Source organism: Pseudoalteromonas sp. US3C1004 (assembly GCF_048401065.1).
Lineage (GTDB): Bacteria > Pseudomonadota > Gammaproteobacteria > Enterobacterales > Alteromonadaceae > Pseudoalteromonas > Pseudoalteromonas undina.
This window is the reverse complement of the sequence record NZ_CP183073.1, coordinates 1,087,151-1,113,508: the sequence shown is the minus strand read 5'-3', so window position 1 is coordinate 1,113,508 and position 26,358 is coordinate 1,087,151. Positions and strand designations below refer to the sequence as shown.

The following is a 26,358-nucleotide window of genomic DNA, read 5'->3' as shown; positions in this document are numbered from 1 at the left end:
ACTAGGGGCGGTTTAATCGCGGCGCGAGGTTTGTAAACTAGTGGACTAAGTAAAAACCGAGCAACAAAGAGTAAATCGCCCCTAGGCAGAACCCTTCGGGCAGCGCCTGTTTGGCATTGATGCTGCGTTATCGCCTATTTATGGGGAATAACCACACCACACAGGCTCTGCCTTGCTTTAATACCAAGCAGACTGCTGCAAATTCAACCTTGAAAGGTAAACAGACCCTAGTGTTATTCAGCTAATATAAATCCCCAATAGCTTATCTTTTAATGTCTAATATAAATTATCAACTTGGTAAGGACACCTCAATGACGGCAGAGTATTTTAATTTTTTAAGCCTTATTGGCGTGGCATTCTTTGCAATTTCAGGTGCATTATTAGGCCACGACAAAGATATTGGTGGATTTGGTGTTGTCGTTGTTGGCTCAGTCACCGCGTTAGGCGGTGGCACGCTCAGAGATATTCTTCTTAATCAACCTGTATTTTGGATAGCCAACCCCGATTATTTATATGCCACATATGGCGCTATTTTTGTCACCGTTATGTTTATTCGCCACTTACCTGATGTGTCTAACTATTACATGTTGCTGGTTGACGCTATTGGTATGGCTATTTTTAATGTGGTCGGTATTGAAAAAGCATTAATTGAAGGTACAACCATGGTGGTTGCGCTTACAATGGGAATGACGACGGGTATATTTGGCGGCTTAATACGTGATGTGATCTGTAGAGAAGTACCACTGGTGATGCGCGAAGAGCTATACTCCACCGCGTGTTTTGCAGGAGGCTTAACCTATGCCACGCTATTTTTATTAGATGTCCCTTATTTATGGTGCATTATTGGTTCATTATTGGTAACCGTCTTTCTAAGATTGGGCGCACTGCATTTTGGCTGGCAACCCAACCTATTTAGAAAACGAACCCCAAAAATAAGAGATTAGTATAAGTATGGCTTTACACTAATCGCTCATACAAGCCTGACGCCCGTGATACACTTTTACCCATGGCCAGTTGCAGCACTTTTTTATCTGCCACCAGCTCAAAGGTCTGTTTTGCGCGGGTAATTCCCGTGTACACTAATTGCCTATTAATACCGATACTCGCCTGCTTGAGCGGTGGTAACACCATCGCGGTATAACTAAACTCTGAGCCTTGGGATTTATGAATGGTCATTACATACACTTTATCGTGCGCCGGAAGCCGTGCGGGTGAAAATGCCCGTTCATTACCTTGTTCATCAATAAACACTGCCTTGAGTTGGCCGCTATCATCGGGCATTAGAATTCCTATATCACCGTTAAATAATTTTAGCTGGTAGTCGTTTTGACTAACCATTATCGGCATCCCTATATAATGCCGCTGATTAGGATTAACGCTAATTAAACCTTGCTGCTGTAAAACCCGTTCAATACGCTGGTTTAAACTATTAACGCCGTAATCGCCTTCACGTACTGCAGCAAGTAACTGATAACTGGCAAAAGCTGCATGCACTTGCGCAACACTGGCACCTTGAGCTATCAGTGTTAGGTAATTAGCATAATGACTTGCGGCACTATTTACTAACTTTTCAATTGGTGTGGAAACAAAATCATAGTCTAAAATAATATCGCTAAAATGCCCTTCGCTGCTTTGTTGTTCAACATAGTTTAATATTCCTCGGTTGTTGGTATTTACAGCCAGCGCCAATTGACCAATACCGCTTTTGGCATCAAACCGATAACTATGTTGTAAAAAAGCAATGCAGTCAGCGAGTTCAAACTCACTTTGAGTTTGCGCGTTGAGTTTAATGGCGCCATTAAAGCACAGCGTGTTCAATTGCTCGCAGCGTACTTTTGAATAACGCGGTGTTTGCCCAAGCACTAACCCTTGGCATAAATCACTCATTACGCTGCCAGTATCAACCGAGGCAAGTTGGTCTTTATCACCGAGTAAAATCAATCGGGCATGATCTGGCAAAGCCTCGATTAATTTAGCCATAAGTGATAAGTCGACCATGCTGGCCTCATCAATAATCAATACATCAACATGCAACGGATTGCTTTTATCGTGCCGGAATTTATTGGTAAATGGCTTAACTCCCAACAAACGATGAATGGTTTGCGCGCTTTGCGGGATCAACGAATTAATATCATCTGGTATTTCACTAAGCTTATTTTTAGCCCCTAAAATTGACTCTGTTAGCCGTGCCGCTGCTTTACCGGTGGGTGCTACTAATTTTATGCTCAATGGCGCCGCTTGATATAACGATTGCAAAATCGCTAACAGCTTTGTCACCGTGGTGGTTTTACCTGTACCAGGCCCGCCCGTGATCACACTAAAACCTTTTGTAGCGGCAATGGCACACGCTACTTTTTGCCAATCAATGTCAAAACTCGGATCATCTGGAAAGTAGCGGGTTAATAACTGAGCAAGTACTGCATCATCAATGTTAAGTTGTCGCTCGCTCATTGTCAGTAATCGTTGGGCAAGGGTCTGTTCATAGCCTGCTAAACGGGAAAAATATAACCGTTGATTAAACAATTGCAGCGGCTTGTGATCCCCAACACTTTGATGTGAGGCTAAATAACGTATTGCCGCCTCAGTCGTATAGTCATCACTAAATGGGCTGAGAGTGTCGGGCTGTGTGCCCTCTAGTTTAGTAAAGTCGCTTTGACGTAAATTAAACGGATTAGTCCAATCAACCTCTGTTAGGGTTAAACAGCTATGTTGGCTTTGTTGCGATAAACACAACATTAAAATTATATAAAAGAGGTCGTCATACCCTTGCTGTGCGTTTGTGCCACTGAGTAATTCAGCCAGTTTTACATCAACCACACGCACTCTATGTTCGTCCGTTAAATACGTTAGCAACGGCACGACTTTAATGCTTTCGCTGGTCTGCATAGTTGGCTGCGCTGTTGTGAGCACAGGTTCATCTAAAGGCGCATCATCTAAGTCATCAAACAAACCCGGTTGTTGATTTAAATCACTCATAGCATGGCTCCTTGGCTAAACAAGCCATCTAAAATAACGACTTGATCTGCACTTAGCTGTTTAAAGTACACTCCCTCACCTGCTGGCATACCGCGTAAAAAAGTATAATAAACACCGCCTAAATGCGCCTCTATTGAATAATCGGGAATTCGCTGTTTAAGCAAGCGATGCAGCGCTACGGTATAAATTAAATACTGTAAATGATATTGGTGGCTGGTCATGGCTTGCTCTAGCTGCTCTGGCACATAATCAGCGGCGGTACTGCCCAAATAATTCGATTTATAATCTAAAATATAATACTTGCCTTGGTAGCAAAAAATTAAATCAATAAAGCCTTTTAGTAACCCTTTCACATGGGCAAACTCAAGTTTACTTTGGTTAAAGCCAAAATGTTTAATCAACACTTCATTAAGCTTAGGGGCACTGAGGCTGCTAAGCGGTAAATTAAACTCCATTTCTACTAAACAGTCACTTGGCGCTAATTGGCTCAAACTTAAATTATTCTCGCTGTTTAACGGGCAATTAAGTGCATCGAGTACCCATTGCTCGGTAATTTGCTGCCATTGCTCATCGATATGGTATTTTTCAAAAGCACGCTCAATCACAGCCGTTAAGTTTTGCTCTGTATTCGTGGGATGATTTACCGGACTGGTAAAATCAAGCTGCTCAAATATTTCGTGCAAGCAACTCCCTGGTTTTGCACCCTTTGGAAAGCTATACGGTGAAGGAAGTTCATCTTGCTGCACAGCAAACTCATCTCTTTGATGATCTTCATCGCTGCGCCCTGGAGCAAGTTGATCAGCATGCTTTTTAAAGCTCAAGGCACTAAAGCTGGTTGCTCGCCAGTCACGTTCAATCTGCGCCGTTACTGTATTAATAAGTAAATCGTGCTGTTTAGTGTCACTATTTTTTAACCGAAGTATGCCCTGATCAACTAATTCGCCTGAGGTAAATTGCAAGTATTGCATAGCATGATTAGCATCACAAAATTCACTTAAATGGGTGCGCCATGCTTGGCTGCTGGTTATCTCTAACCCTGAGAATAATACATGTCCCAACGCACTACTTTGAATTGCTAAACGGCTACTTTGCCCTTGAGAAATGTTATACACGCCCAAGGCACAAAAATGCACTGCTCGGGTCAGTGCCACATAAAGCAAACGTAAGTCTTCTGCTAAACGTTCTTGTTCGGCTTTTTGCAGGGCGTTTTCGTCTTTACTTAAATCGTAAATCAACTTGCCATTTTGATGATAAAGCGCGTCTTTAGTTTCACGATAACCACTGGCAAATGGCATAAATACCAATGGGTATTCAAGCCCTTTAGAAGCGTGCATAGTCACAATTTTAACTAAGTTCGCATCACTTTCTAAGCGAACTTGCACTGTTTCGCCATCTTGCTGGCTCACCTTTTGCGCAAACCAACGTAATAAACGAAGTGTCCCTTCAAGCTCTATTTGTTTTTGCTGCAGTATTTCGCCAAGATGTCTAAAGTCGGTAAGCCACCGTTCTACGTTATAGCCCAAGCCTTGCCATTTGGCACTGAGCTGATTGTGACTCAGTAAGCGTTCGAGCATTGCCATTGCCCCTTGCTTATGCCAAATATGGCTAAGTTGAGCAAAAAAGTTTAGGTGTTCTTGCCAGCTATTTTCATCATCGGCTAGAGCAAAAATATCGTTATAGCTCAAACAAAATAACGGGCCAGCTAATACACCGCGTAGTAACGCCTCATCGTACTGACCATGCAAAGCCGTTAAAAAATTGAGCAAGTGATGACTTAACTCTTGGCTAAATACACTGTCGCGCGACAAATACACACTGGCAATATTAGCTTTACTCAGCGCTTGCTTCATTATTTGTGCTTCAACGCGGTCGCGCACCAAAATACAAATATCAGCAGCGCTTACCGGCGTACTGCCAATACAGGCAACGCCTTGGTTTGCTTGCTCAAGTAAAGTCACTATTTTATTAGCAAAATGGGTGGCTAAATGTGCTTGCCCTACGCCTTTACTGGTCGGCTTATTTTTTTCATCGCCGACTTCATCTACAAACACATTAAACTCAAACGCGGTGGCAGGTTTACCGTCAATTAAAAACGACTCATCTGCTTTTTTTCCTTTCGCTTTCACTTTATTAAATGGAATGGCGTCGTTATAAATAAAGCTGTTGTCGTATTTGCTAAATAAGCTATTTACGCTATTTACAATATCACTGCTTGAGCGAAAGTTAGTGCCCAATGTAAATTGTTGTGGCTCATCTACCGCTTCTTTTGCGCCAATGTAGGTAAATATATCTGCGCCCCTAAACCCATAAATTGCTTGTTTGGGATCGCCTATCATAGCTAAAGTGGTATTGCTTTGAGCATAAATTTTACTAAAAATCCCGTACTGAATCGGGTCAGTATCCTGAAACTCATCTATCATTGCCACCGGAAATAACTGCGCTATTTTTTGTGCGAGCACATCACCTTGTTCACTCTTTAAGGCACTGTGTAAATTAGTCAGTAAATCGTCAGGGGTGATCACGCTTTGTTCTTGTTTGCGTTTAACTATGGCCGCTTTTACCCAGCTCGCCGCATATTGCACTATCGCAATTTTTAACCCTTGGTTAATGGTGTTGTTAAGTGCGGCTAAGGCATCGAATTGGCTAATAAGTGGATGAGTCAGTAATGTGCCATTTTTTTTATAATTAGCGGCATTACTTAAGTTCTCGCTACTCCACACCTCAAACGAATACTTACTGGTACCAAATTCAAAAAAGTCATCACTGCCTAAGCAAAATGCTTCAAGTGCAGCAAGACTGCCCTTTCGCCCAGGTGTTTTTGAGCCACTTAAATCGGATGCTTTAACAGCACCAATAAACTCTTGCTCTAGGCAGGCTTTTTTAAAGGCTGGAACACGCGCCAAGTATTCATCTCGCGCTTGCCATACCGCATCTAAACTAACTTTTGGGGTTATTTCTGCGTTCGCCTTATTTAAAATACTACTTACATGACTAAATAGTGATTCGGGCGCAGCAAATACCGCTAAAATCGCATCTGTTCTTTCTTTACTGAGTGGGTATACAAACGCACGCCAAAAGTCTTTTATGGTTTCAAGCAGAATATCGCGCTCATCTAAAATGAACTCTAAGTTAAATGCCACACCGGATTCAAACGCATGCTGTTTTAGCATTCGCTGACAAAAACCATGAATGGTAAAAATAGCTGCTTCGTCCATTGATTTAGCTGCAGCATCGAGTAAGTCAAATGCACGGTGCTTGTCATCAACGCCCGCTATTACACCCTCAATTAGCTCATCATTGGGTACTTGCCCAAGTAACGCATCACGCGCGGCAATAATTCGCCTACGAACACGGTCTTTAATTTCTTGCGTGGCGGCATCGGTAAAGGTGACTACCAAAATTTGCTCAACACTCAATGGCGTATTCAGCTCACCAGGTATTTGCATGCCCAATAAATAACGCAAATACAAACCCGTGATCGTGTAGGTTTTACCTGTGCCAGCACTGGCTTCAATTAAGCTTTGCCCTAATAATGGCATAGTGAGCGGATTAAGCGCTTGCATAGTCACTCTCCTTGGCGTGCTCAAATAATGGGGCGAGTAGCTTATCGCTCCAATGTATAAATTCGTCTTGGCAGTCATTAAGTGATTGCACCGTTAAACGAATATAAGGGTTTTCCCCCTCACCTCGGCCAATATACTGTGGACTAAATTTACTGTTGGCTTTTGCCATATCACCACCGCTTTTTACGTATTCATAACCACTTACCGGAAAAAACGCCACGGGCTTGTTGCGTAATGCTTTATAAAGCTCAAACCAATCTGCGAGCAGTAAATCGGCATCGGCTTTACTCATTGGGGCAAAGCTAATTTGTTTATCTAAACCCAGTAATAAAGTTTCAACCTCTTGTTGCATGCTTTGTGCAGCAAGATGATAAATAAAGCCTTTAATTAAATCTTTAGCTTTAATACTGGCACTACGATAAAACACTTGTTTTTGCATATACACATGGTTTAGCCAGCCTTCAATGGTGGTATTTTCAAGCGACAGTAACACTTCTATCGGTTCGCTTTTACCCGCTTTTATTTGTTGTTTTACTTGCCCTGCAAGCGCATCAACGCGATGTTGCATGCTTTCATAAATTAAGCTGCCAACATGAGCTTGCGGCAGCTCACCGCGCTGCAGTATTTGCTCGGTACTCCGTGGGGTATCGTTAATATTAGCTTCAAGTATTTCATCAAGGTAAAAATAACGGCGCAGCGCATCTAAGCTAAACGGTTCTTCATCTTTGGCTATGTCGTTAAATTGCGGCAAACGTAACCCTAAGCTTTGCTGATAAAAGCTCTCTTGGGCGTGGCACACACTGCGAATAAACATATCAAGATCAAGCAGCTCTGGAGGCGTTACATCAAGTGCAGTGATTGCTTTTGGCTCAAAGGCCTCGCTAGGCAGCCAAATTGGGTTATAGCTGTGGTTCTTAAGCCCTGCCTGTTCAGCGCTCGCTGGCAAATAATAATGACTATTAAAAGGTTGTAAATGTTGTTGGCTAATAAGGCAATCTGGCAAGGGTTTATCACCGGGTTCGCTAAGTTTGAAGCTGCGACCTATGTATTCTAACAATTCACTGACAAGTGTTGATGGCATGCGTGGTTGATTGTCAAAACATGAGCGACCAATGTAGCTCATATATAAATTATCTCGGGCACTAAGAAGTGCTTCTAAAAAAAGGTAACGGTCATCGAGTTTTCGTGAACGGTCACCTTTTTGCTTTTTAGAATAAGGTACTAAGTCAAAACCGATAGGTTGAACGGTACGTGGGTAATCGGCATCGTTCAAGCCTAACATACACACTACCTTAAACGGCACGGCCCGCATTGGCATTAACGTACAAAAATTCACTTGCCCCACTAAAAAACGTTGGCCGACACCTTTTTCTTGTATGCCTTGTTTAATTAAATAGCTAACAATGCGCTGCGATACGGCCTCACTGTAATCACCGTTATCGTGGTGCTTACCTATATCTTCGAGTACTTTTTGTAGTACTAATAAATCCCAACTGTCGTCACTTTCGCTCTCATAAATAGTGTTGAGCAGCTCATTTAAAATTTGGGCTTTATTGGTGAGTGTGTCATCGGGGGTGAGCTTAGCTTTAAAGTCTTGCAGCACATCAATAAAGTGTACCAGCTTATTGAGTGTATCGAGCGCCATGCCCTCAACCTCATCGGCACTGTAAATACCATTAAATGGGCACTGTTCATCGCGCATGGCAATACCCAGTAGTAAACGGTTTAAGCCATGCTGCCAAGTGTTAAGCTCAATTGCGGGTAAGTCAAAGCTACTTTTATGTTCAGCGTTTACGCCCCATTTAACGCCAACACGCTCCAACCAATACTGAATTTGCTCATATTCATGCGCTTCTAAACCAAACTTTTCAGCAATTTGCGTAACCTGTAATAAATCGAGAATATCCGACACGCCGAAGCGCGAAAACGGTAAATTAGCTAAACTAGCAAACGAACTCAGTACAGGTTTTTCTTGCTCTATGGCTAAATCAGCTAGCGCATAAGGTATAAATCGACTGCCCTGTGCACCACCAAAAACTGCTTCAATATAAGGGCTGTAGGTGCCAACATCGGGCATCATCACGATGATGTCTTTAGGGGTAAGCGCTGAATTTTGATTAAATAAATTAAGTAAGTAGTCGTGCAAACGCTCTACTTCTCGAAGCGGTGTATGGCAATCACTTAGTGTAATGCTTGCATCGTTTGCAGTAATTGGCAGCTTGCCCTCGTCGTTAATAAACCATTCTTTATTATCGGTGAGCGACTCACCTTTAAAGGCAAGTTGGTAAATTTCACTTTGCACTTGGCCAAGTAAGCTGTCGTCAAATACATCTATAAAGCCATCAATCCAGCGGGCATCAAGCTGCACTAGTTGCTCAAAATAGTCACGGCCGAGTTTACCCCACGACGATAACAGCGGATTACCAATAAAATAGTATTCCTCATCAGGGTTGGTGTGCTTTTTTTGTTGTGCTTCCACCAGCGGCATTTTTGCGTATTTAGCGGTGATTTTAGCTGCTGTTTTTTCATCAATGATATCGCCCCAGTAATGCTCGCTAGGGTTAAAAAAGAATAAAAATACTTCAGTTTTTTTACTCAAGGCTTCAAACACCTCAAGCTGCGAGCTAGCAATCGCCGATATGCCAAATAAGCTAATACGTTTTGGTAATAAGGCGCTATCCATGCTCTCAAGTGCACTGAGTAACTGCCCTTGCATATTGGCACGGTGAAATTGGCTTTGCCCCAGCTGCTTGCTTAATTTGACGATACGACGCCATAAATCGGGTTGCCAAGGCGCAATCGTTATATCAACATCATCAAGCTCATCGGTGCCACTATCCCATTTGGCTATCCAATGGGGGCGATACATCAAATATTGGTCGTACACATCGGCTATTTTTTCACATAGAGCAAAGGTTTTTTGGCCGTCAATATCGCCCTCTAAATAGGTTTTAAGCGGTAAGTACAGCGGCTCATTTATGCACTGGGGTAAAATGGCAAATAATTTCCAAGCAAGGTTAGGTTTGTTAAAGGCCGACTCTTTAGGCACGTTTGGCAATAGTTGCTGGTACAACTGCCAAATAAAGCTCGACGGCAGCGGAAAGTCTACCTGCGCAGCTACGCCTAAATTTTCACTTAAACCGATTTTAAGCCATTGCGACATACCCGGCGATTGCACTAACACCACTTCTTTATCAAATGGGCTTTGCAATGGGTTTATTTTTAATAGCTGATGAAACTGCGCTTGCAGGGCTTCCATACGGTTTGATTGAATAATATTGAGCATACGATACCAGCCTTACTTGAGATAAAGCCAGTGTAAGATATTTTCAATTTAAGCGGTAGCGCTAAGGGGACATTGGCGTTAATAAATCAGCAAGTTAGCCCGCCAATAGATGAACTTTTAAACGCACAGCTTTAACTGCAGTGCGTTTATTATTTAAATGGTGATGCTATTTATAAGGGCTAATACTTGAAAGACTAAAATCACTTTGCATAATAACTTGGCCATCAATGCCTTTAAGTTTTAATGAAATAGCAGGGTCGACTTGTTGCCAGTCTATGCTTAAATCACCATAGTTAACATTATGTGTGTAATTACCCACACGATGCTGGTTAGGGCTAACGTCTTTCCACTTTTCTGTCAGACCTGAGCTGGTCATTTCAATAAGCGGGTAATCAAGGTTATGTTGATACCTTGAAATCTCGCCCCAGTGAGTATCGCCACTAATAATAATCACACCATTTACTTGGTGTTTTTTAATTAGCGCAAATAAACGGTTTCGATCCTCAGGAAAATTTGCCCACGACTCCCAGCCGGTAAAATCTGGCAGTAACTGCAAGCTTGACGCTATTAGCTTTATTGCCGCTGGCTTTTTAAGCTCGGCTTCAAGCCATTGCCACTGTGCTTCCCCTAGCATTGATGCGCCTTTAACTTCAGTTGGACTGTACGGGCCTTGGTTATTTGCTTTACGCTTGGTGTAATACTCAATCTCGCTAACAGAATTAAGTGTGTCACGATTAAAGCGTAAATCTGGCATGATCACCTGCACGGTTTGCTCGCCTTCGCCATACATGTACGAGGTATAAATACCATCAGGGCGGGTACGGCGTTTTGAATTAGCAGGTTCTTGCCAAAAATCGAGCATGATTTGCCGCGATGCTTCTTTATGCGGATACTCTTTCCCCGCGTCATTTTGACCATAATCGTGATCATCCCACATAGCTATTATTGGTGTTTGTGCGCGAAGTGCTTTAAAGCCTGGCTTTGCCCCTAATCGTTGGTATTTATTTTTAAGCACGGCCATGTCGTTAGTATCGCCATAAATGTTATCGCCTAAAAATATAAATAAATCACCCTGCTCTTTATTAATCGCATTAAAGATGGGGATGCCTTTATCTTGATGCCCACACGAACCAAATAATATTTTAGACGGCGCAGCCATTGCGCCACCACTAATAACAAAAGCAAGTAACAGCGCTGAATGATTAAAGGTTTTTAGTAACTGTTTCATTTTAAAATCTCGTTAATAGCCGGTGCCATATTAGGGTTAATCTTGTTTGGGTTTTGCCCAAGTGCTTTTAAAACGGTGGCGGCAATTTGCGCTTGTTTAAGCTCGTTTTTAGTTTTAATTAAGCCGTTATTTTTAATTGCAGGACCAATAGCTGCCAGCCAAATATGCTCAGAGCCTACTATGCCGTTAGGAAACACATCTGCACCTAGGTTAAGCTCAAGCAATGCTCGACGAGAGCTGTGATGTTGCCAATCACTGGCATTACTTCCACGGCCATGATCAGTAGTAACAATTAACGTAGTATTATTTTTATAACCTGCTGTGCTTTGAATGGTTTGCCATAAATCTTTTAAAAATACATCGCTTTGTTTGGCCGACTTTAAGTAAGCATCGTAATGGCCATCGTGAGCAAAATCGTCAGTTTCTCCTAAGCTAATCACCAACAATCTTGGCTTTTTAGCCAGCATATAGGCTTTAGCAAATCGATAGGTAAAACTATCAAGCCGCACATTGTGCCATGGGCTGGGGATTTCTGTTTGTAATGCGTTTAACAGGGGCGCATCGGCAAATAAATCATCGGCAATAGGCATAAATCCTGCGTTTACATACACATGACTACGCTTAATATTTACAATGTAAGGAAACACATCCCAGCTACCAAATAACGCGGTGCTGTTTTTAAATTCAGGCTGGGCGTTTAAACGCTCTAAAATAGTTTTATTTGGGTTGAATACCTTGTCGTTACTGTTGATACTTTCATCCACTTCGCCAGTGAGAATTTCGTTATACCCAGGGTATGAAAAATACCACGGATTACTCACCGACATAGTTGAGCCTTTAGCTCTATCGCCAATAATAACGCCTTGCTTTGCGATAGTTTGAGTTAAAAATGGCATTAGCAATTGTTGACGCTGTTGCGGGTTTTCATGCCAGAACTGGCTCTTTAAATGTGCTGGTTGCTTAACAAATTCTTTATTATTAATCAGCTTGCTATCGGCACCATTAAATACTTCTTGCCAGCGAACCCCATCTAAAGTTACCAACACCACATTTTGCGGTGCAGCCAATGCCATATTATTAAACAATAAAATTAAACTTAAGCCAGTTATTTTTATCATGCTTTTCATTGTGTTCTCATCAACCTTTTTATAGCAAAAAGCCCATCAATGATGGGCTTAATTACGTTTATTACGTTTTAAAACGTGGCCGTTAACGTCACCGCTGCTGTGCGTGGGGCGCCAATAAAGTAAGTGCTTCCATTACCTGTGCCGCCCGCTAGGTAGCTTTCATCAGTAATGTTGTAAACCACAAAAGCAATATCAATTGCTTTGAAGGGGCCAGCATTAACTTCAGCTGCGTAGCCTGCATTTAAATCAACCACGGTATAGCTATCTACATCGCCACGCTCGCCAGTGTATTTAGCCGATAAACCAAAGCGGAAATCACCGCTGTAATAATCGGTTGAAAGCACAAATAAATCATCTACTGAATCAATTACTTTGCTTCCTGCTTCAAAGCCTGGCGCATCGCCTTTATATTCAGAGTTATTATTGGTGTATGAGCTATATACATTCCACTGTGGGCTCAACATATAACTTGCTGATAGCTCTAAACCTTTCGATTCAATACCGCCCACATTTAGGTACGAGCCGTTAGTACCTATGGTGTAATCAATACCACCGGTGTCGCTGCCTGGCGCTATAAAGGTAATACGGTTATCAAATTCAATTGAGTAAGCCGTTGCCGTTAATTTAAGTGCGTTATTGTCATAACGCACCCCTAAATCAATATTTTCTGCGGTTTCTGGCTCAATAGCTGATAAGTCAGAGCTGTCGCGTTCAAGCACACCATCTTTAATGGCGGCAAAGTTTTCGCTGTAGCTGGTAAATAACTCAGTGTTACTGTTTAACTGATATAAAATACCGCCACTAAATAGAAGGTCTGAATCACTGTTTACTTTAGCTGTGGTGGCGTTTTGATAATGGTCATACTTTTCTATGTCTACTAAGTACTTTTTAACCCCTAGATTAAGGGTTAAGTCGCCAAATGCCATTGAGTCTTGGGCGTACCATTTGAGCGTATCGGTCTCAAAGGTGTTTTTATATTGCGTCCAATAAGGGGTGTTATCAAAGTGATGATAAATACGCGCATCTATAACTTTATGCCAATCTCGTGACTCATCACGGTCGCTTTGCTCATACCAAAAACCGGCTTCAATATCGTGCATGCCAATGCTTGCTTGATAATTAGCAGTTACCCCTAAACGATCTTTATTATAATGTGTATGACGATAAGACATAACAGGCGTGGCATCAGCGTCGTAACATGCAGGATTGAGATCAGGGCCTGACTCCCACGGCCAATTTAAGCTAGCCGTGCAACCTGCGTTGGGAGCAAGTGGGTTGCCATTACTATCTGTAAAGCCATAAGAGCCTGCGTTTGTACCACCTTCCGTGGTTGGGTTACCATTTTCATCTACAGGGGACGTTAAATAAGGAGGGATCCAATCACCTCGGCCTGAGTTTTTATGGTAATAAGGGCTAATGGTTAACAATGAGGTGGGTGAAATCGCGTATTCAAACTTTAAATACCCTAGAGTGTTTTCACGCAGCGTGCCCCAACCTTCTGCAAACATTTGGTCAAAGTGCGGAACGCCTGTCCAGTTCCATGTTAGTTGATCCCAATCTGGAGTTTGTTCAAATTGTGCCAAGCTCACGCTATTATAATTCGTCTCGCTTACATCATCGTAAGATAAACGCCCTGTTATAGTTAACTCATCAAGGGTGGTGACAAATTTCGCTTCAGCATGTTGGTTATCTTTCCCGCCATTGCTGCCCGAGCCAATCCAACGGCTAGTATCGGTTTGCGAATAACTCACATACGCTTGAGTATTATCAAAAATGGTGCCAGTTTCGTGTTTAACGTAATAGCGACTTGCGTCATGGCTGCCTGAGGTATATGCAAAAGAGGTGCTTTTTTCAAAGCTAGGCGCTTTACTTACAAAGTTAAAAGTACCGCCTAGCGCCTCTAACGAGGCTGATTTAATATCTGAAGTGCCCTGACCTACTTCCACGGTGACAAGATTTTCGCTATCTAGGTAACGATTCGCTTTAGCACCACCGCCATAATTAGAACCGCCATTAGGAATACCGTCTACCGTCATACCTAATTGCTGCTGGTTTGAGTCGATACTAAAACCACGCATGGTAATAGTGGTTGACCAATCGTCGCCGCCAAATGCGTCGCCTTCGTTTATGCTAATGCCAGGTAAGTTATCTATTACTGATAACACACTCGATACCGAGCTTTGTTGCTCAAGCATGGCAGGTTCAATAACGTTGTTTGCATAACTGGTTGGTTTTGCAGTAACGGTTACTTCTTCTATCACGTTATCGTTAGCATAAGCTGAAGTTGATACCGCCATGGCCACAGCCATGCTCAAAATCGATTTATTTTTTAAAGCGTACATTGTTGTCCCGTTTGATTCTAATTATAAAAGGTAATTATGAAAGCGGGCATAGTCTATTTTTTAAATATGACAACGAGGGGGAACTTTATTGACAGCAAGATTAAACAATTATGAGTATATTATGGCAAATAAATGTATAAAAAAAGACACTCACAGTTGTCCATGAGTGTCCTATCGTTTTTACTAAATTAGCTGCTATTTCAATTCAGCTAGCATGTCATCACTGTAAGCTGTGACTTCTTCGCCGTTTTTAATTTTGCTAATGTAATCTGGGTTAGCAATAAGCGGGCGACCAATAGCAATTAAATCAAATTTATTGTCGTTAACCGCTTCCTTGGCAGTTTCAAAACTATAACTACCTACACCCACTAAGGTACTGGCATAACCAGCTCGTAAAAATTCAGAGGTTGATTTACCTTCTAGTGAATCAAAACGCATGCTGTCGTCAAAAATACCGCCGTGTAAATAAGCTAACTTGCGGTTTTCAAGCTCTGGTAATAAGTAGTCAAATACTGCTTTATCGCGATTGTCTTCGCTCATATTAAAATAAGCACCTGGCGTTAAACGCATAGCGGTACGCTCATTGCCTACAACATCAATAACTGCATCGGTTACTTCCAGTGCAAAACGAGACATGTTTTCTGGTGTTTGCCCGTACTCGTCATCACGTTCATTTGCCGCATAATGTAAAAATTGGTCAATTAAATAACCATTAGCACCGTGAATTTCTACGCCGTCAAAACCCGCTTCCATCGCATTTTCTGCGGCCTTAGCGTAGTCAGCCACTAAGCCTTTAATGTCGTCTGTAGTTACAGGCTTTGGCGTAACATAAGTGAGTTCGCGCATACGCGGTACTGAACCTTCAACCCCAATTGCCGATGGCGCTAGTACATCGCCACCAAAAAAGTGAGGGTGTGCTACACGGCCAACATGCCATAGTTGTGCAAACATTTTTCCGCCATTAGCATGTACTGCGTCAGTGACTTTTTTCCAACCTTGAATTTGTTCACTAGTGAAAAGCCCAGGTGTATTTGGATAACCTTGAGCATCAGCACGGATAATAATGGCTTCACTAATAATTAAGCCTACATCAGCACGACGAGCGTAGTAATCAACCATGGCTTGTGTGGGCACTAAATTGTCATCTGCCATACAGCGGGTCAATGGTGCCATAAGTACGCGGTTTTGCAGTTCAATGCTGTTATTTAATTTAAAAGGTGAAAGTAAGTCAATCGACATAATATTTATCCTTTGTTGAATGTACATTCAAGATAAGGTCACTTGAATGAATATTCAAGTATAATTTTGAAACTTTGTTTAAGATTGCGTAAACTGCCACCTAGGCCTAAGAAAAATAAATTTCTTCATTACTACTCTATCCACTAAAAGAGTCATTATGAGAACTGCAGAATTTGATAAAGAATTTGTACTACGCCAAGCTATGGCCATGTTTATGCTTCATGGCTATGCAAAAACCAGTATGCAAAAATTGACTCAAGCAACCCATTTACATCCGGGTTCTTTGTATGGAGCATTTGGTAATAAAAAAGGCATTTTTTTAGCCGCTACGGAGCAATACCAAACCGATCGCAATACACAATTTACAGCGCTGTTTGAGCACAGTAATTGTATTTTAGATACGCTGAAACAATACCTTAATATCATTGTGCAAGAATGTATTGACGGCGAAGCAACTAAAGTGTGCTTGCTTACAAAAAGCATTAGCGAGGTAGAGGGTAACGATCCACAAATTTGCCACGTATTACGTACTAATTTAACGGCGTACGAGCATGCCTTTGCGCAGCAATTACAAAAAGCGATAGATAACAAAGAAATTACCAATGGACGAAGTGCCATAGAGCTAGCACGATTTTGTGTTATGGGTATTTATGGATTGCGCACTTATGCATTAACAAATCAAGACCCCGACGCACTAAACCAACTAGCCGACGAGCTGCTTGCAGCCATTAGCTAAACTTAATTTTAAAGCGCAGTATGTCGCTGCCTTTTGTATTCCCCCCACAGTGAGAGAGAGCCAAAAATGACCACTGACAATTTATCAAAGCAAGACGACGTAATTTTAGGCCTTGGCGCAAAAAAACGACTCGCATACATGTACGAAACTGTGCAACAGTTTAAGCAAGTGTGGATTTTAAACGATGACGACGGCTGCGTAATGCTCACTAACGAAGACGACGATTGCGTACCCGTATGGCCAACCCGTGATTTTGCACAAGCATGGGCAACCGGTGAATGGGAAGGATGTACACCTAAAGCAATTCCAACAGCAGATTGGTTTAGCCGCTGGACGCCAGGCCTTGAAGAAGACGACTTACTAGTTGCCGTGTTCCCTACCGAAGAAGACGACGGCACAATTTTATTTCCTGATGAATTTCAAGCGCAGCTCAATGCTAAACCAAAAAAATATTAAACTGCCCATAAAGCCATTTTGACAAATGGCTTTTTAATTACCTTCTTGTTGTTAGCAATCCTTCAAATATAAACCATCACTAAAAGCAGTCATACAATAGCCAAACTAAATAAATTATTAACCCTTTAATTAATCATTAACTATATTTTTATAATAACAGCTCACCGTTTAGTGATTAAAGTTAGTAACTAAAAAGCAAAAATACGCTAAAGCGGTCATAACTATAATTATTCTGTTAAAAATGCAGTACAATTTTTACCGGTCACTAACTTAGGTATTACATGCGGTACACTTTCAATTTTATATGTTGTTTACTATTTCAAACCATTAGTTTTAATGCTTTTGCTGTAGCATTAAATCAAAATGACAGCTTACAACTAAAGTCTGCTATGTGGCATCAAGTAGATTTAGCTAAACCAACCCAAGGTGAGCAACTCGTTAATGCCTATCACAATGTAAGTACTCCCGTCACTTCGCTGTATAGTGCCCATGGCAGTGCAATAGCAAAAATTAGTTTAACCACAACGAGCGCAGGACGCTGGTATATAATCCCCCAAATTAATTATTTAGATAGTGGCGTTGCTTTTTATCAAGATACTAGTGGGATCAGAAAAATCGCTGATTTTTCACAAAATAGCGTCACTCAATCAGCCATTGTAATGCACAGCCAAGCTTTTGAATTACAGCTAGAAGCTAATTCACACGGTGTTTTATGGCTTTATATTAATGCTAAGCACTTTGCTAAACCTGTTAGCATTAACGTTATACCTCAATCTGCTTTTGTTAAACTTCAGTTTTATATCAATTCATTAAGCTTAGTGTCTATTACGATAATGCTGACCTTGGCCTGCATGGCCTTAATAATGTTCTTTAAAACACAACATCGCGTGGCGTTATTTTGTGCAGGTTATATAGGGTTACACGGCATTGGCTGGGCATTCGCGGCGGGGATAGTTGCGTTACTTTTTAATTACCACGCAATTAACACCCATTACTTTGGCATGTATATTTTTGCCTTCGCTATTGCTTGTGCCAGCTCATTTGCATATTACTTATTTAACTTTGACCAACATACCCGCACTGGTATTAGCCGATTTTTAAAATACTTCTCCATAACCGCACTTGCCTGTGGTTTTTTAAACCTCTTTTTACCCTTTCATTGGGTGTTTTATTTAGCTCATTTCCTTGCTGCCATTTGGGTGTATTTAAGCTTAAAACTGGGCTTTACAATGCTGGGGATGAAAGACTTTAGAGCGAAATATTTTTTAACTGGCAACCTTGTTTATAGCTTGTCCTTAGTTATTTTTATTTTATCGCACCTAAATTTAATAGAAATAAGTTCACCTGAATTATGGGTACTTATTGCTCTGGCCATTGATTGTATCTGTATTTTACTTTCTTTATCCGAATGGCTAAAAATAAAGCAAAATAATTTTATAAAAGCGCTAGAGCTATCACGCATAGACCCACTCACCAAAGTAGGAAACCGGCTGCAATTACAAGAAAAGCTCGATAACTTAGATAATTTTTATCTCATTGTGTTTATAGATTGCGACAATATTAAAAGCGTTAACGATCACCTAGGTCATGCTCACGGTGACAAGCTACTCATTGAGGTTACGCGGTTAATACAAAATGCGTTAGCCGACAAAGGCGAGGTATGCAGAACCGGCGGTGATGAGTTTATTTGTGTGTGTAACGTCAAATCAGCACAACAGCTCGCCCAACTCATCCTGAGCATAAACGAGTCATTAAACTATATTCATCAACAAGTTCAAAAACATTGGCCGTTATCAGGCGTGAGCTATGGCTTAGCAAGTAGTGAGGAATGTAATGACTACAAAGCCTGCTTAACTTTAGCCGACCAACGAATGTATACATTAAAACATCAGCGTAAAAACAAACGCCAAGTACAAAGCCAACACGCTTAACTTTATTACAGGCACAAAAAAGGACGTCCTGAGCGTCCTAATATAGAATAATGGTGGAGAGAGAGGGATTCGAACCCTCTAAAATAAAAACACACACACCAATTAAAAGTTAACTCATTGAAATTTAAATACAAAAAAAACCTAATGTATTCTACTCAATATTAAAGTTAAAATTGCACCACTGAGTTGTGCAACTCATTAACGTCCAAAATTACACAAACTTTTGGTAACTGTAAATATAAAGCTTAATATTATAAAGCACTGAGGGTCAAGAATAAGCCAATCCCTCGCTATTTATTTACTGTTTTTATCTAACAAATAATCTCAATTAAAAGAATAACTGCATAATTGTACATATATTGAATGTCTTATGATTATTAACATCGGATTTTTACTAGTTTGAAGCTTTTAGTGTGATAATTAAATTGGGGACTGATTATAAGAGCGTTATTTCATATAAACTATGTGAAGGTTACTTACAACGAAACAATAACCTACTGGAATTCACATTCTTTATATAGAGAACAAATTTTTAGACTAAGTCTCTGCTATCGGAGGTCATTTGAAGTAATTCGAGCACCTTCCCACTAATGAGCCTTATGGCTATTTTGTAAGAAGGTGCCAAAACGGTAAAACTTAGGTAGATTTCACCAGATACTCCCTCCATGCATAGGACAAGAATACCCCTTGACGCTGGTGTGTGCGGCTGCCAACAGCCATTAAGGTTACCTAATGCGTGCATTTTTAGTATACTTCTTTACTTAACTTAGAGTCTAGTTCCTTGGCGAAATTAAAGTCTTTCCATTTAGTAAACCAAAATTCATTAACATTTATAATTTTCTTAGTGTACGAAGCAGGTATTCCATACTTGGATAAAATAAGCTCTTTAAATTTAATATCAATGAATGGGCAGGCTATTAAATCTAAAGTCAAATGAACCATTTCAGAATCTGATACTAACGTATCAAACCTATCCAAATAAAGCTCTTCGATATAGAACATTAAACAATCTTTAATGTTTTGAAAACGTTTTTTATCACAAATATAAAACAATAAAGTCGTTATAGAAAAATAATTTAATTCGCCTTCAAACTTTAAGGTATGGTTTTCTTTAACTATATTAAAATATTTCGTTAGAGTAACCTCATCAAGCCAGTAATACTTCCCTAACTGTCTTAGTAATACTAATAAGTAAAGCGTTTCAATTGGCGTAAATTTATTTACAGAGTTCTTATTTAAAATAGAGCAAGTATTATCAAAAATAGTTTTAAAAACTATATGCTGGAATTCGATTCCAAGCTCTTGATCTTTTATGAAGAGGATTATCTGTTGAATTATTCTACACAACTTTATCGTGCTATTTACTTTTGGGGCAACTGAATATATGAAATATGTAAAGTTAATTATAGAGACTAATGCGTTAATCAAATTACTAGAAGTTGATTCTTTTTTAACGATAACTTTGTAATCTAAAAGTATTTTCTTTGTTTTTCTTTCAATAATAGCAAGCGAGTAATTTAATATATCGGAATATGTAACACCTGAATCAGCCAAAATTGATTTAAACTCAGTAGTTAAACTACTTTGATTTATATAAATATTTCCTTCTTTGATATCGTCTTCATTTCTACAATCCTTAACTTCAATTTTATACTCTAGCTTTTCAGAAATGAGGTTAGCAATCCTTTTTTTAGCGATTGTTATAGGAGTTATTATTGGTCGGGAATATGTTTCTTCTTTATGCTTATTTAGAGATAGTTTGAAGCTTTTTAACTTAATCTGGATAATATCCCTAATCTTGTTAAAAACAGCCTTTTCATTATAAAAAATAAAGTAATCATCCACATATCTGTATATCTGATAATCTTTTCCAAGAAATAAGCTATTTTTTTCAGATTTAAGTTCATCAACTAACTCTATATCAATAGCTTGCATAATTATCTCAGCAAATATTCTTGAAAGTTCTGGACCTATTATTATTCCATTCGTCTCATTATAATTAATTCTCTGCATTAACTGGTCGAATCTATATGCAAAAGTGTCCTTTGTACTATTTAAATGTTTTTTAGCGTAGCTTTTTTGATATATTGCCCACGCCATAGAATGTGTATAAATTGAGTCAAAACACTGGGTGACATCTAACTTAGAAAGAAAATTAAAATGCTTTTCGCACCAATGATGATCTGGTGATTCGTAGAATTCAAAAATATTTCTATACTTTTTATAAACAAAAAACGATCTTAAATTTTCGTAATTTTGTCCCTCAACCTCGATCTGTGCATCATCTTTATCAAAACTTTCCAGCAAGGATTTAGAATCGATATAAGTACAACCAGCTACCCTCTTTGCTGCTCTCAAACTAAGAGGGCTTAAGCCTGAGTAGTATGTAATAAGGTCTTTATATCTATCATAAAAATCGACAGCAATGATCTGCCCTTTGGGATGGATAACAGATAAAAACCTAAACTCATTATGCTTATGAGATATTGGAAATGTAAAACAGATGGATGGTAAGTTACCAAAACCTATATTTGTTTTAACATATCTTTCTCCATTATTTTCATACTTAGTTAATTGGGTTGTCTGCTCAAGACCAAGGAGAATTAAAATTAGCTTATCTAGAGCTTCCTCTCCTTCTCGCCAAAAAAAATTTGTTCCATCATGTTTGATATTATGTTCAAGTAAAAAATTATAAAAATGCCTGTTTGAAAACGTAATTGGTACTTCAAATGGAGAAAAGTCTGACAATACAGCTCTCTCAATTGGAAAATTTATAGACAGTGCTTTCTTAGCCATTTTTCCATCCCTTAGATACTAAACTTAAATCCTCTATATTGAACTTTCTAAATATTCGTTTCTCAAACCCTTCTAAAAAAGACATTTTACTAAGACGTGTTCTTAGTTTTTTATCTTTTAATGTTGATAGTTTGTGCGTCAGTAAACGATCTAAGGCAAGTAAATCTGAGGAATTAGTAATAAACTTATTACTAAAATAAACGCCTACAAAAGCATTAGATTTGCTATTTAGCAAGCGAGTATTACCAGTAAGAAACCGAATTCTTATGAGTAAATTCTTACATGCTTTTCTAGGAATCTTAGAGTAATCCTTATCAAAATCATCAAATGACTTTATCAGTCTTTTTTTAATTTTATCTTTTTTATTTTGACTTAACTTAATTACGCAATTGCCATTATTAATATTAAAATGATACCCGAGATAATCAAAGTTCTGACTGGTTCTAGTGAATAAGTCTAACTCTTCGGTTTTATGGTTTAAGATCAGTTTTCGGCTATTAATTATCTCTTTTATTTGCGGTAAATAAGATGAGGTATGCTCAGCTTTTGTTGGAGAAAAAATAACTATAAGATCATCTACGTATCGCTCGTAATAGGTTACATCTACAAGATTATATATTTCATAATCTATATTCTCCATATACACTTCTGAAAGATAAGCACTAATACCAACCCCTCTGGGTAAACCTATATGTAAACCAGTTAAATTCGCATAAGATCTGATGAGCTGGGTTAATATCCTTCGGGGAGTCGCAGAAAGCTTAGGTGAAGAATGTAAAATATCTAACAAACTCTTGTGATCTACAGATTCATAAAAGTTTTCAACATCTGCGCGAATTATATATTTAGGACTAGAATCCTTCGAAAGAGTACTCAACCTACTAATAATAAGGTCTCTATTATTCACCTTTACTTTATAAAGAGAACTTAAAACGAGCTGGATGTGTCTTGAGACTAATATTGTTTCTATGTCTTTTCCTATAGAGTACACATCTTTACCGCGAACTTGTGTTGCTGATTTTATTAATGGTAGTGAGTATCCTTTGGCACTCACTGTTTTAACTATTACACCCAACTGATTGCTAATCTCATTATCTAATAACTCTTTTCTAAGCCCTATAAGCTTGTTTATTCTTTCCTTTTTAAGTTCAAAATATACCTTTGGAATTTTTTTTTGCTTGAACCGGAAGGCAAGCATCTTTGCAAGCTTTTTTAAGAAATGAATTTTCTGTCGAAGCTCATATGCTCTATAAAAGTAATCTTTTTCCAAGTTACCTTTATTTTTCCTATCAACATAATATATATATTTAAAATTCTTTACTGACAAAGACTGATCAAACACAAGCAATCCCTTACTTAATAGATACCCAAAAGTGATTTTGTTCATAAACAGCAGGAAATATAACTGGTTTTAAAATTTATTAATAGGATCTGTTTCCTATAAAAAATTTAACCAAATAAAACAGATGCCCAGATTTATGGCATTACATAAAAAATATTTATAGTAGAGCAAATAGTTATAATGTGTTCTGTTCTTGTGAATCTAAACTTTAGAGACATTCCTCTAATGGCAGATCAGATTTCAGATACTCGACTATAAAATCAGATAAAAGAATGCTTTTTTGCTGCTTAATTGTATAAGTATTTTCTGTTAAATTTTTTGCGTAAGGTTTGAATCTATTCGCGGTGTGAAGATACTCTGATGCAAAATACCTATTCTCACAAAAAAATGGTTTTTTATCAGCGACTGCATAACCAGAAATAATTCCAGAAATAGTGGAGCTGACAACGGCATTACAAACACCCACTTTACTTGAATCTTCAATACAATTTACACGATACCAATTCAACGTGCCGGCATGACCGCAAGGAGTAGCAATTAATGCGAGAAAGATAATACTTAGTTTTTTCATTTTACAATTCCTTTGATAGCTAGCTGCTAAAATAAACTCTTGATTAAAGGCCTAAGTGGCCTTTGCAATCGACTGTTGACCTTAAATTATTGTAAAGTTTTGGGGCATCAATAACACCCCACAAACTCCTAACGATCATGCATCTCTAAGTCGGATAAATATTCCAATTTGCTATCGCAAATATAGCTTCTATAGTCTTGCCTTTATCTATACACAAGTAGATATAGCTCTTCAATATTCTTAATACTTAATGGACATATTTCATATCTCCACACTCTTTTGCCTTGAATTCTGGACCTGTTAGAAATTTGTTCTAGCCCAAAATTATTTTTAAGTATATCACTAACTAAAGATCCTTTTTTTTCATAGGTTGCACTCTTAAATTTAAATATTGATTTATCGATACTTTGAATGTCGATAACAGAATTATCTAATTCTATAGTGCCGTGTGCTATAAATTTTTCTAGCTCTAATATTTCAGATTTGTAATATTGTCCTGAAAATGTATGTATATCTATTTTTAATATATCCAATATTTTTCGGAATACTTTTTGTTTAATACGTTGCAACGCCGTTAGTTTTTTCTCTGATTTATTTGTTCTACATAGATAAATATTATTTAGCTTAAATCTTCCCGTTGAAAATTTATCGAACTCTAATACCCTTCGGTATAAACCCTCACAATTTAAAACATTAAAATAAGTAAGAGTTTCATACTTTCTTAACTGGTTACGTTGCCCTTCGTCCAATCCCTCCCACTGGTGTTTTAAATGGGAATACTCATTTGCTTGGAGGGTTTTAACCGTCATTAACTTATCTACGGTCACGTTTGTTTGATACTTTTCTACTAATTTAGTTTGGCTGTCGTATTTAACCTCTACACCGAGATGTTCAAGCATAATTAATGAATTATTTTCATAATGATATCTCATGAAATTATTGTGCTGTATTCGTGATATTACCCTTTCAACATCTGGATTATTGTTGATTACTGAAACTTCGTCACTGTATTCGTCTTCATTGACAGTTTCGATAAGCTCTTGGAATTTGATAGCTTCAGCGTCACGGTGATAAATACCTTGAGACTGTGAAAATGATAAAAGTATTTCGAAAACCCTCCGAAACCTCCCACTAGACTGAATTAATTGGGTGGGTAGTATGGTTTTCGCTGCCAATAAATTAACTCTAGTTATTTCTTTAAAATCAAAATTTAAGCCCGATGTCAGCGAAGGTGAAATTTGAATATAGTCGTACTCGTTAATCCTATTTTCAAAATCATTTATTAGCACCTGACCTTCTTTACTCTTAAGAAACGCACTATTTATAATTAGTGTTCTAACTTCAGAATTCCGCTTTTTTTCAGCATTAGTTTTCACAATGTCGCGGCTTTGGAAAAACTTACTTGAGTATTTTTGGCCTTGATCTGAAAACGTTATTTCTGTAGAGCCTTCATCAATATTATTTATCAATTGTTTAAAATGAACATTCCGGCTCATGACTGTTACGGATCTTTTTGGAGTAAGAACTGGATCAGTATTTTCAATAATTGTGATGTTTTTATTTGTTTCTTCGATAACCTGCTTAGCACTTAAGTCGCTAAACAATGCATCTGCGATTATGACCTTGTCTTTATTTAACAATTCAAAAAAGCGTGCCATCGCCTCTCCGCGTTCACTCAACTTACCTGTTTTAATTAGCTGTTGTGTTAACGCTAAAGTGCTTTCCTCAAACTCTTCCAAGAATATTACTTGCGATGATTCCTTTATGTACTCGAAAAACTTATCGTTGGTCGTTGCAGAGTTAACGCAACAAACTAAGCCAGACAAACTTGTCATATTTTTTGGTAAATTTTTACTTTGATAATGCCTAGGGTCTTGCTCTGCAACGATCTGTTTTGATAAGGCAATATCTGGAGTAAGTATTGTTGGTTTATATTCTGAGTTCCGGCACAAGTATTCAAAATAAGCAGAGACACCATATTTACTTTTACCGCTGCCCATTCCGCTTTTAAGAACAAATATGCCTTTATGCGACTTCAGATAATCTAGTAGCTCGAATTGATAACTGAGCTTAACAACTTTAATATTATTATTAGCATCTGGTTCAATGTACTTTTTAATATATTTACGGTGCCTTTGATACTTTTTGGAAAACTGAGACAAAGCCTTTTTTACATCTAAGTTTGGATTAATATTTTGCTCTAAACGCCTTTGAGCGTCGCATAAAGACATTTTAAACGGAATATGGTGCTTTAGTATGTCTGAGACTATATCTACCGCACAATTCAATAAGATTGGTTCTTCGGCTAAACTAAGCAATATTAATGCATTCTCAAGTTTCGACTGCTTACTGTCATACTTATTTGAAAAGTCATATTTAGTATTTTTATTTATATAAAGAACACATTGATGTTTAAAAGCTAGCTTAACAACATGCTTTAAGTTAACTGAATCTGCCAAATATATTAAATCATCATTTTTACATTTCAGTCGCTTTTCAAGCTGTTTATGATCAGTGAAACAATAATCATCATTTGCTGCTCTTACATAGCCCCGTTCATCATTAATACATTTAATTACTTGTCTATTTAAATTCATTTATTTGCTCCAATATTTAATGAGGAGCTTATTTTATCTGTCCTTCCACCGCTTTACCTATTAGAGGGCTAGTATACTTTTGATAAAAGTGGCGGGTCACGAATATGAAATGATAATATTCAAAATAATTTGAATTGAAACAATTGAATGTGTCCCAAAATCATCATA

15 protein-coding genes are annotated in these 26,358 nt (G+C 38.6%); 4 read left to right on the top strand and 11 right to left on the bottom strand.

The features are described from left to right. Positions 1 to 311: 311 nt before the first annotated feature. Positions 312 to 944 carry a trimeric intracellular cation channel family protein gene (locus tag ACNSN3_RS05175; protein WP_054200681.1) on the top strand — a complete coding sequence of 211 codons (633 nt, stop codon included), beginning with the start codon at positions 312 to 314 and terminating at the stop codon, positions 942 to 944. A gap of 13 nt (positions 945 to 957) precedes the next feature. On the opposite strand, the gene recD is transcribed toward ACNSN3_RS05175, so the two are convergent. The 7 genes from recD to ACNSN3_RS05140 all read right to left on the bottom strand — a co-directional run bounded on the left by recD (position 958) and on the right by ACNSN3_RS05140 (position 15,761). Continuing rightward, a complete protein-coding gene (recD, locus tag ACNSN3_RS05170) occupies positions 958 to 2,976 on the bottom strand; it encodes an exodeoxyribonuclease V subunit alpha (protein ID WP_418608696.1) in 2,019 nt (672 codons plus the stop codon). Beyond that, on the bottom strand, positions 2,973 to 6,539 hold the full coding sequence (recB, locus tag ACNSN3_RS05165) for an exodeoxyribonuclease V subunit beta (RefSeq protein ID WP_418608695.1): 3,567 nt from the start codon (positions 6,537 to 6,539) through the stop codon (positions 2,973 to 2,975). The genes recD and recB overlap by 4 nt, the downstream gene beginning before the upstream one ends. Then, positions 6,526 to 9,825 (bottom strand): exodeoxyribonuclease V subunit gamma, encoded by a 3,300-nt coding sequence (gene recC, locus ACNSN3_RS05160; RefSeq protein WP_418608694.1) that lies wholly within the window; start codon positions 9,823 to 9,825, stop codon positions 6,526 to 6,528. The genes recB and recC overlap by 14 nt, the downstream gene beginning before the upstream one ends. Before the next feature lie 166 nt (positions 9,826 to 9,991). Further along, positions 9,992 to 11,053: an alkaline phosphatase D family protein gene (locus ACNSN3_RS05155; protein ID WP_418608693.1), complete on the bottom strand. Its 1,062-nt coding sequence runs from the start codon at positions 11,051 to 11,053 to the stop codon at positions 9,992 to 9,994. Beyond that, complete coding sequence (locus tag ACNSN3_RS05150) at positions 11,050 to 12,180, bottom strand: alkaline phosphatase family protein (RefSeq protein ID WP_418608692.1); 1,131 nt, start codon at positions 12,178 to 12,180, stop codon at positions 11,050 to 11,052. The genes ACNSN3_RS05155 and ACNSN3_RS05150 overlap by 4 nt, the downstream gene beginning before the upstream one ends. A 68-nt stretch (positions 12,181 to 12,248) precedes the next feature. After that, a complete protein-coding gene (locus tag ACNSN3_RS05145) occupies positions 12,249 to 14,522 on the bottom strand; it encodes a TonB-dependent receptor domain-containing protein (RefSeq protein ID WP_418608691.1) in 2,274 nt (757 codons plus the stop codon). Between the two features lie 195 nt (positions 14,523 to 14,717). Next, the gene (locus ACNSN3_RS05140) at positions 14,718 to 15,761 is read right to left on the bottom strand and encodes an alkene reductase (RefSeq protein ID WP_075169405.1); all 1,044 of its coding nucleotides are present in this window, start codon (positions 15,759 to 15,761) and stop codon (positions 14,718 to 14,720) included. Between the two features lie 157 nt (positions 15,762 to 15,918). Between ACNSN3_RS05140 and ACNSN3_RS05135 the strand changes: the two genes are divergently transcribed. The 3 genes from ACNSN3_RS05135 to ACNSN3_RS05125 all read left to right on the top strand — a co-directional run bounded on the left by ACNSN3_RS05135 (position 15,919) and on the right by ACNSN3_RS05125 (position 18,884). Next, positions 15,919 to 16,497: a TetR/AcrR family transcriptional regulator gene (locus ACNSN3_RS05135; protein WP_008109773.1), complete on the top strand. Its 579-nt coding sequence runs from the start codon at positions 15,919 to 15,921 to the stop codon at positions 16,495 to 16,497. A 66-nt stretch (positions 16,498 to 16,563) separates the two neighbouring features. Further along, a complete protein-coding gene (locus ACNSN3_RS05130; RefSeq protein ID WP_010389569.1) occupies positions 16,564 to 16,953 on the top strand; it encodes a DUF2750 domain-containing protein in 390 nt (129 codons plus the stop codon). 281 nt (positions 16,954 to 17,234) lie between these two features. Further along, positions 17,235 to 18,884: a diguanylate cyclase domain-containing protein gene (locus ACNSN3_RS05125; protein ID WP_418608690.1), complete on the top strand. Its 1,650-nt coding sequence runs from the start codon at positions 17,235 to 17,237 to the stop codon at positions 18,882 to 18,884. A 744-nt stretch (positions 18,885 to 19,628) separates the two neighbouring features. On the opposite strand, the gene drt3b is transcribed toward ACNSN3_RS05125, so the two are convergent. The 4 genes from drt3b to ACNSN3_RS05105 form a co-directional block, all read right to left on the bottom strand. Then, entirely contained in the window at positions 19,629 to 21,680 is a 2,052-nt protein-coding gene (gene drt3b / locus ACNSN3_RS05120) for an antiviral reverse transcriptase Drt3b (RefSeq protein WP_418608689.1), read from the bottom strand. Continuing rightward, on the bottom strand, positions 21,673 to 23,022 hold the full coding sequence (drt3a, locus tag ACNSN3_RS05115) for an antiviral reverse transcriptase Drt3a (RefSeq protein ID WP_418608688.1): 1,350 nt from the start codon (positions 23,020 to 23,022) through the stop codon (positions 21,673 to 21,675). The genes drt3b and drt3a overlap by 8 nt, the downstream gene beginning before the upstream one ends. Before the next feature lie 208 nt (positions 23,023 to 23,230). Next, a complete protein-coding gene (locus tag ACNSN3_RS05110) occupies positions 23,231 to 23,593 on the bottom strand; it encodes a hypothetical protein (RefSeq protein ID WP_418608687.1) in 363 nt (120 codons plus the stop codon). A gap of 203 nt (positions 23,594 to 23,796) precedes the next feature. Continuing rightward, entirely contained in the window at positions 23,797 to 26,190 is a 2,394-nt protein-coding gene (locus tag ACNSN3_RS05105) for a hypothetical protein (protein WP_418608686.1), read from the bottom strand. Positions 26,191 to 26,358 lie beyond the last annotated feature (168 nt).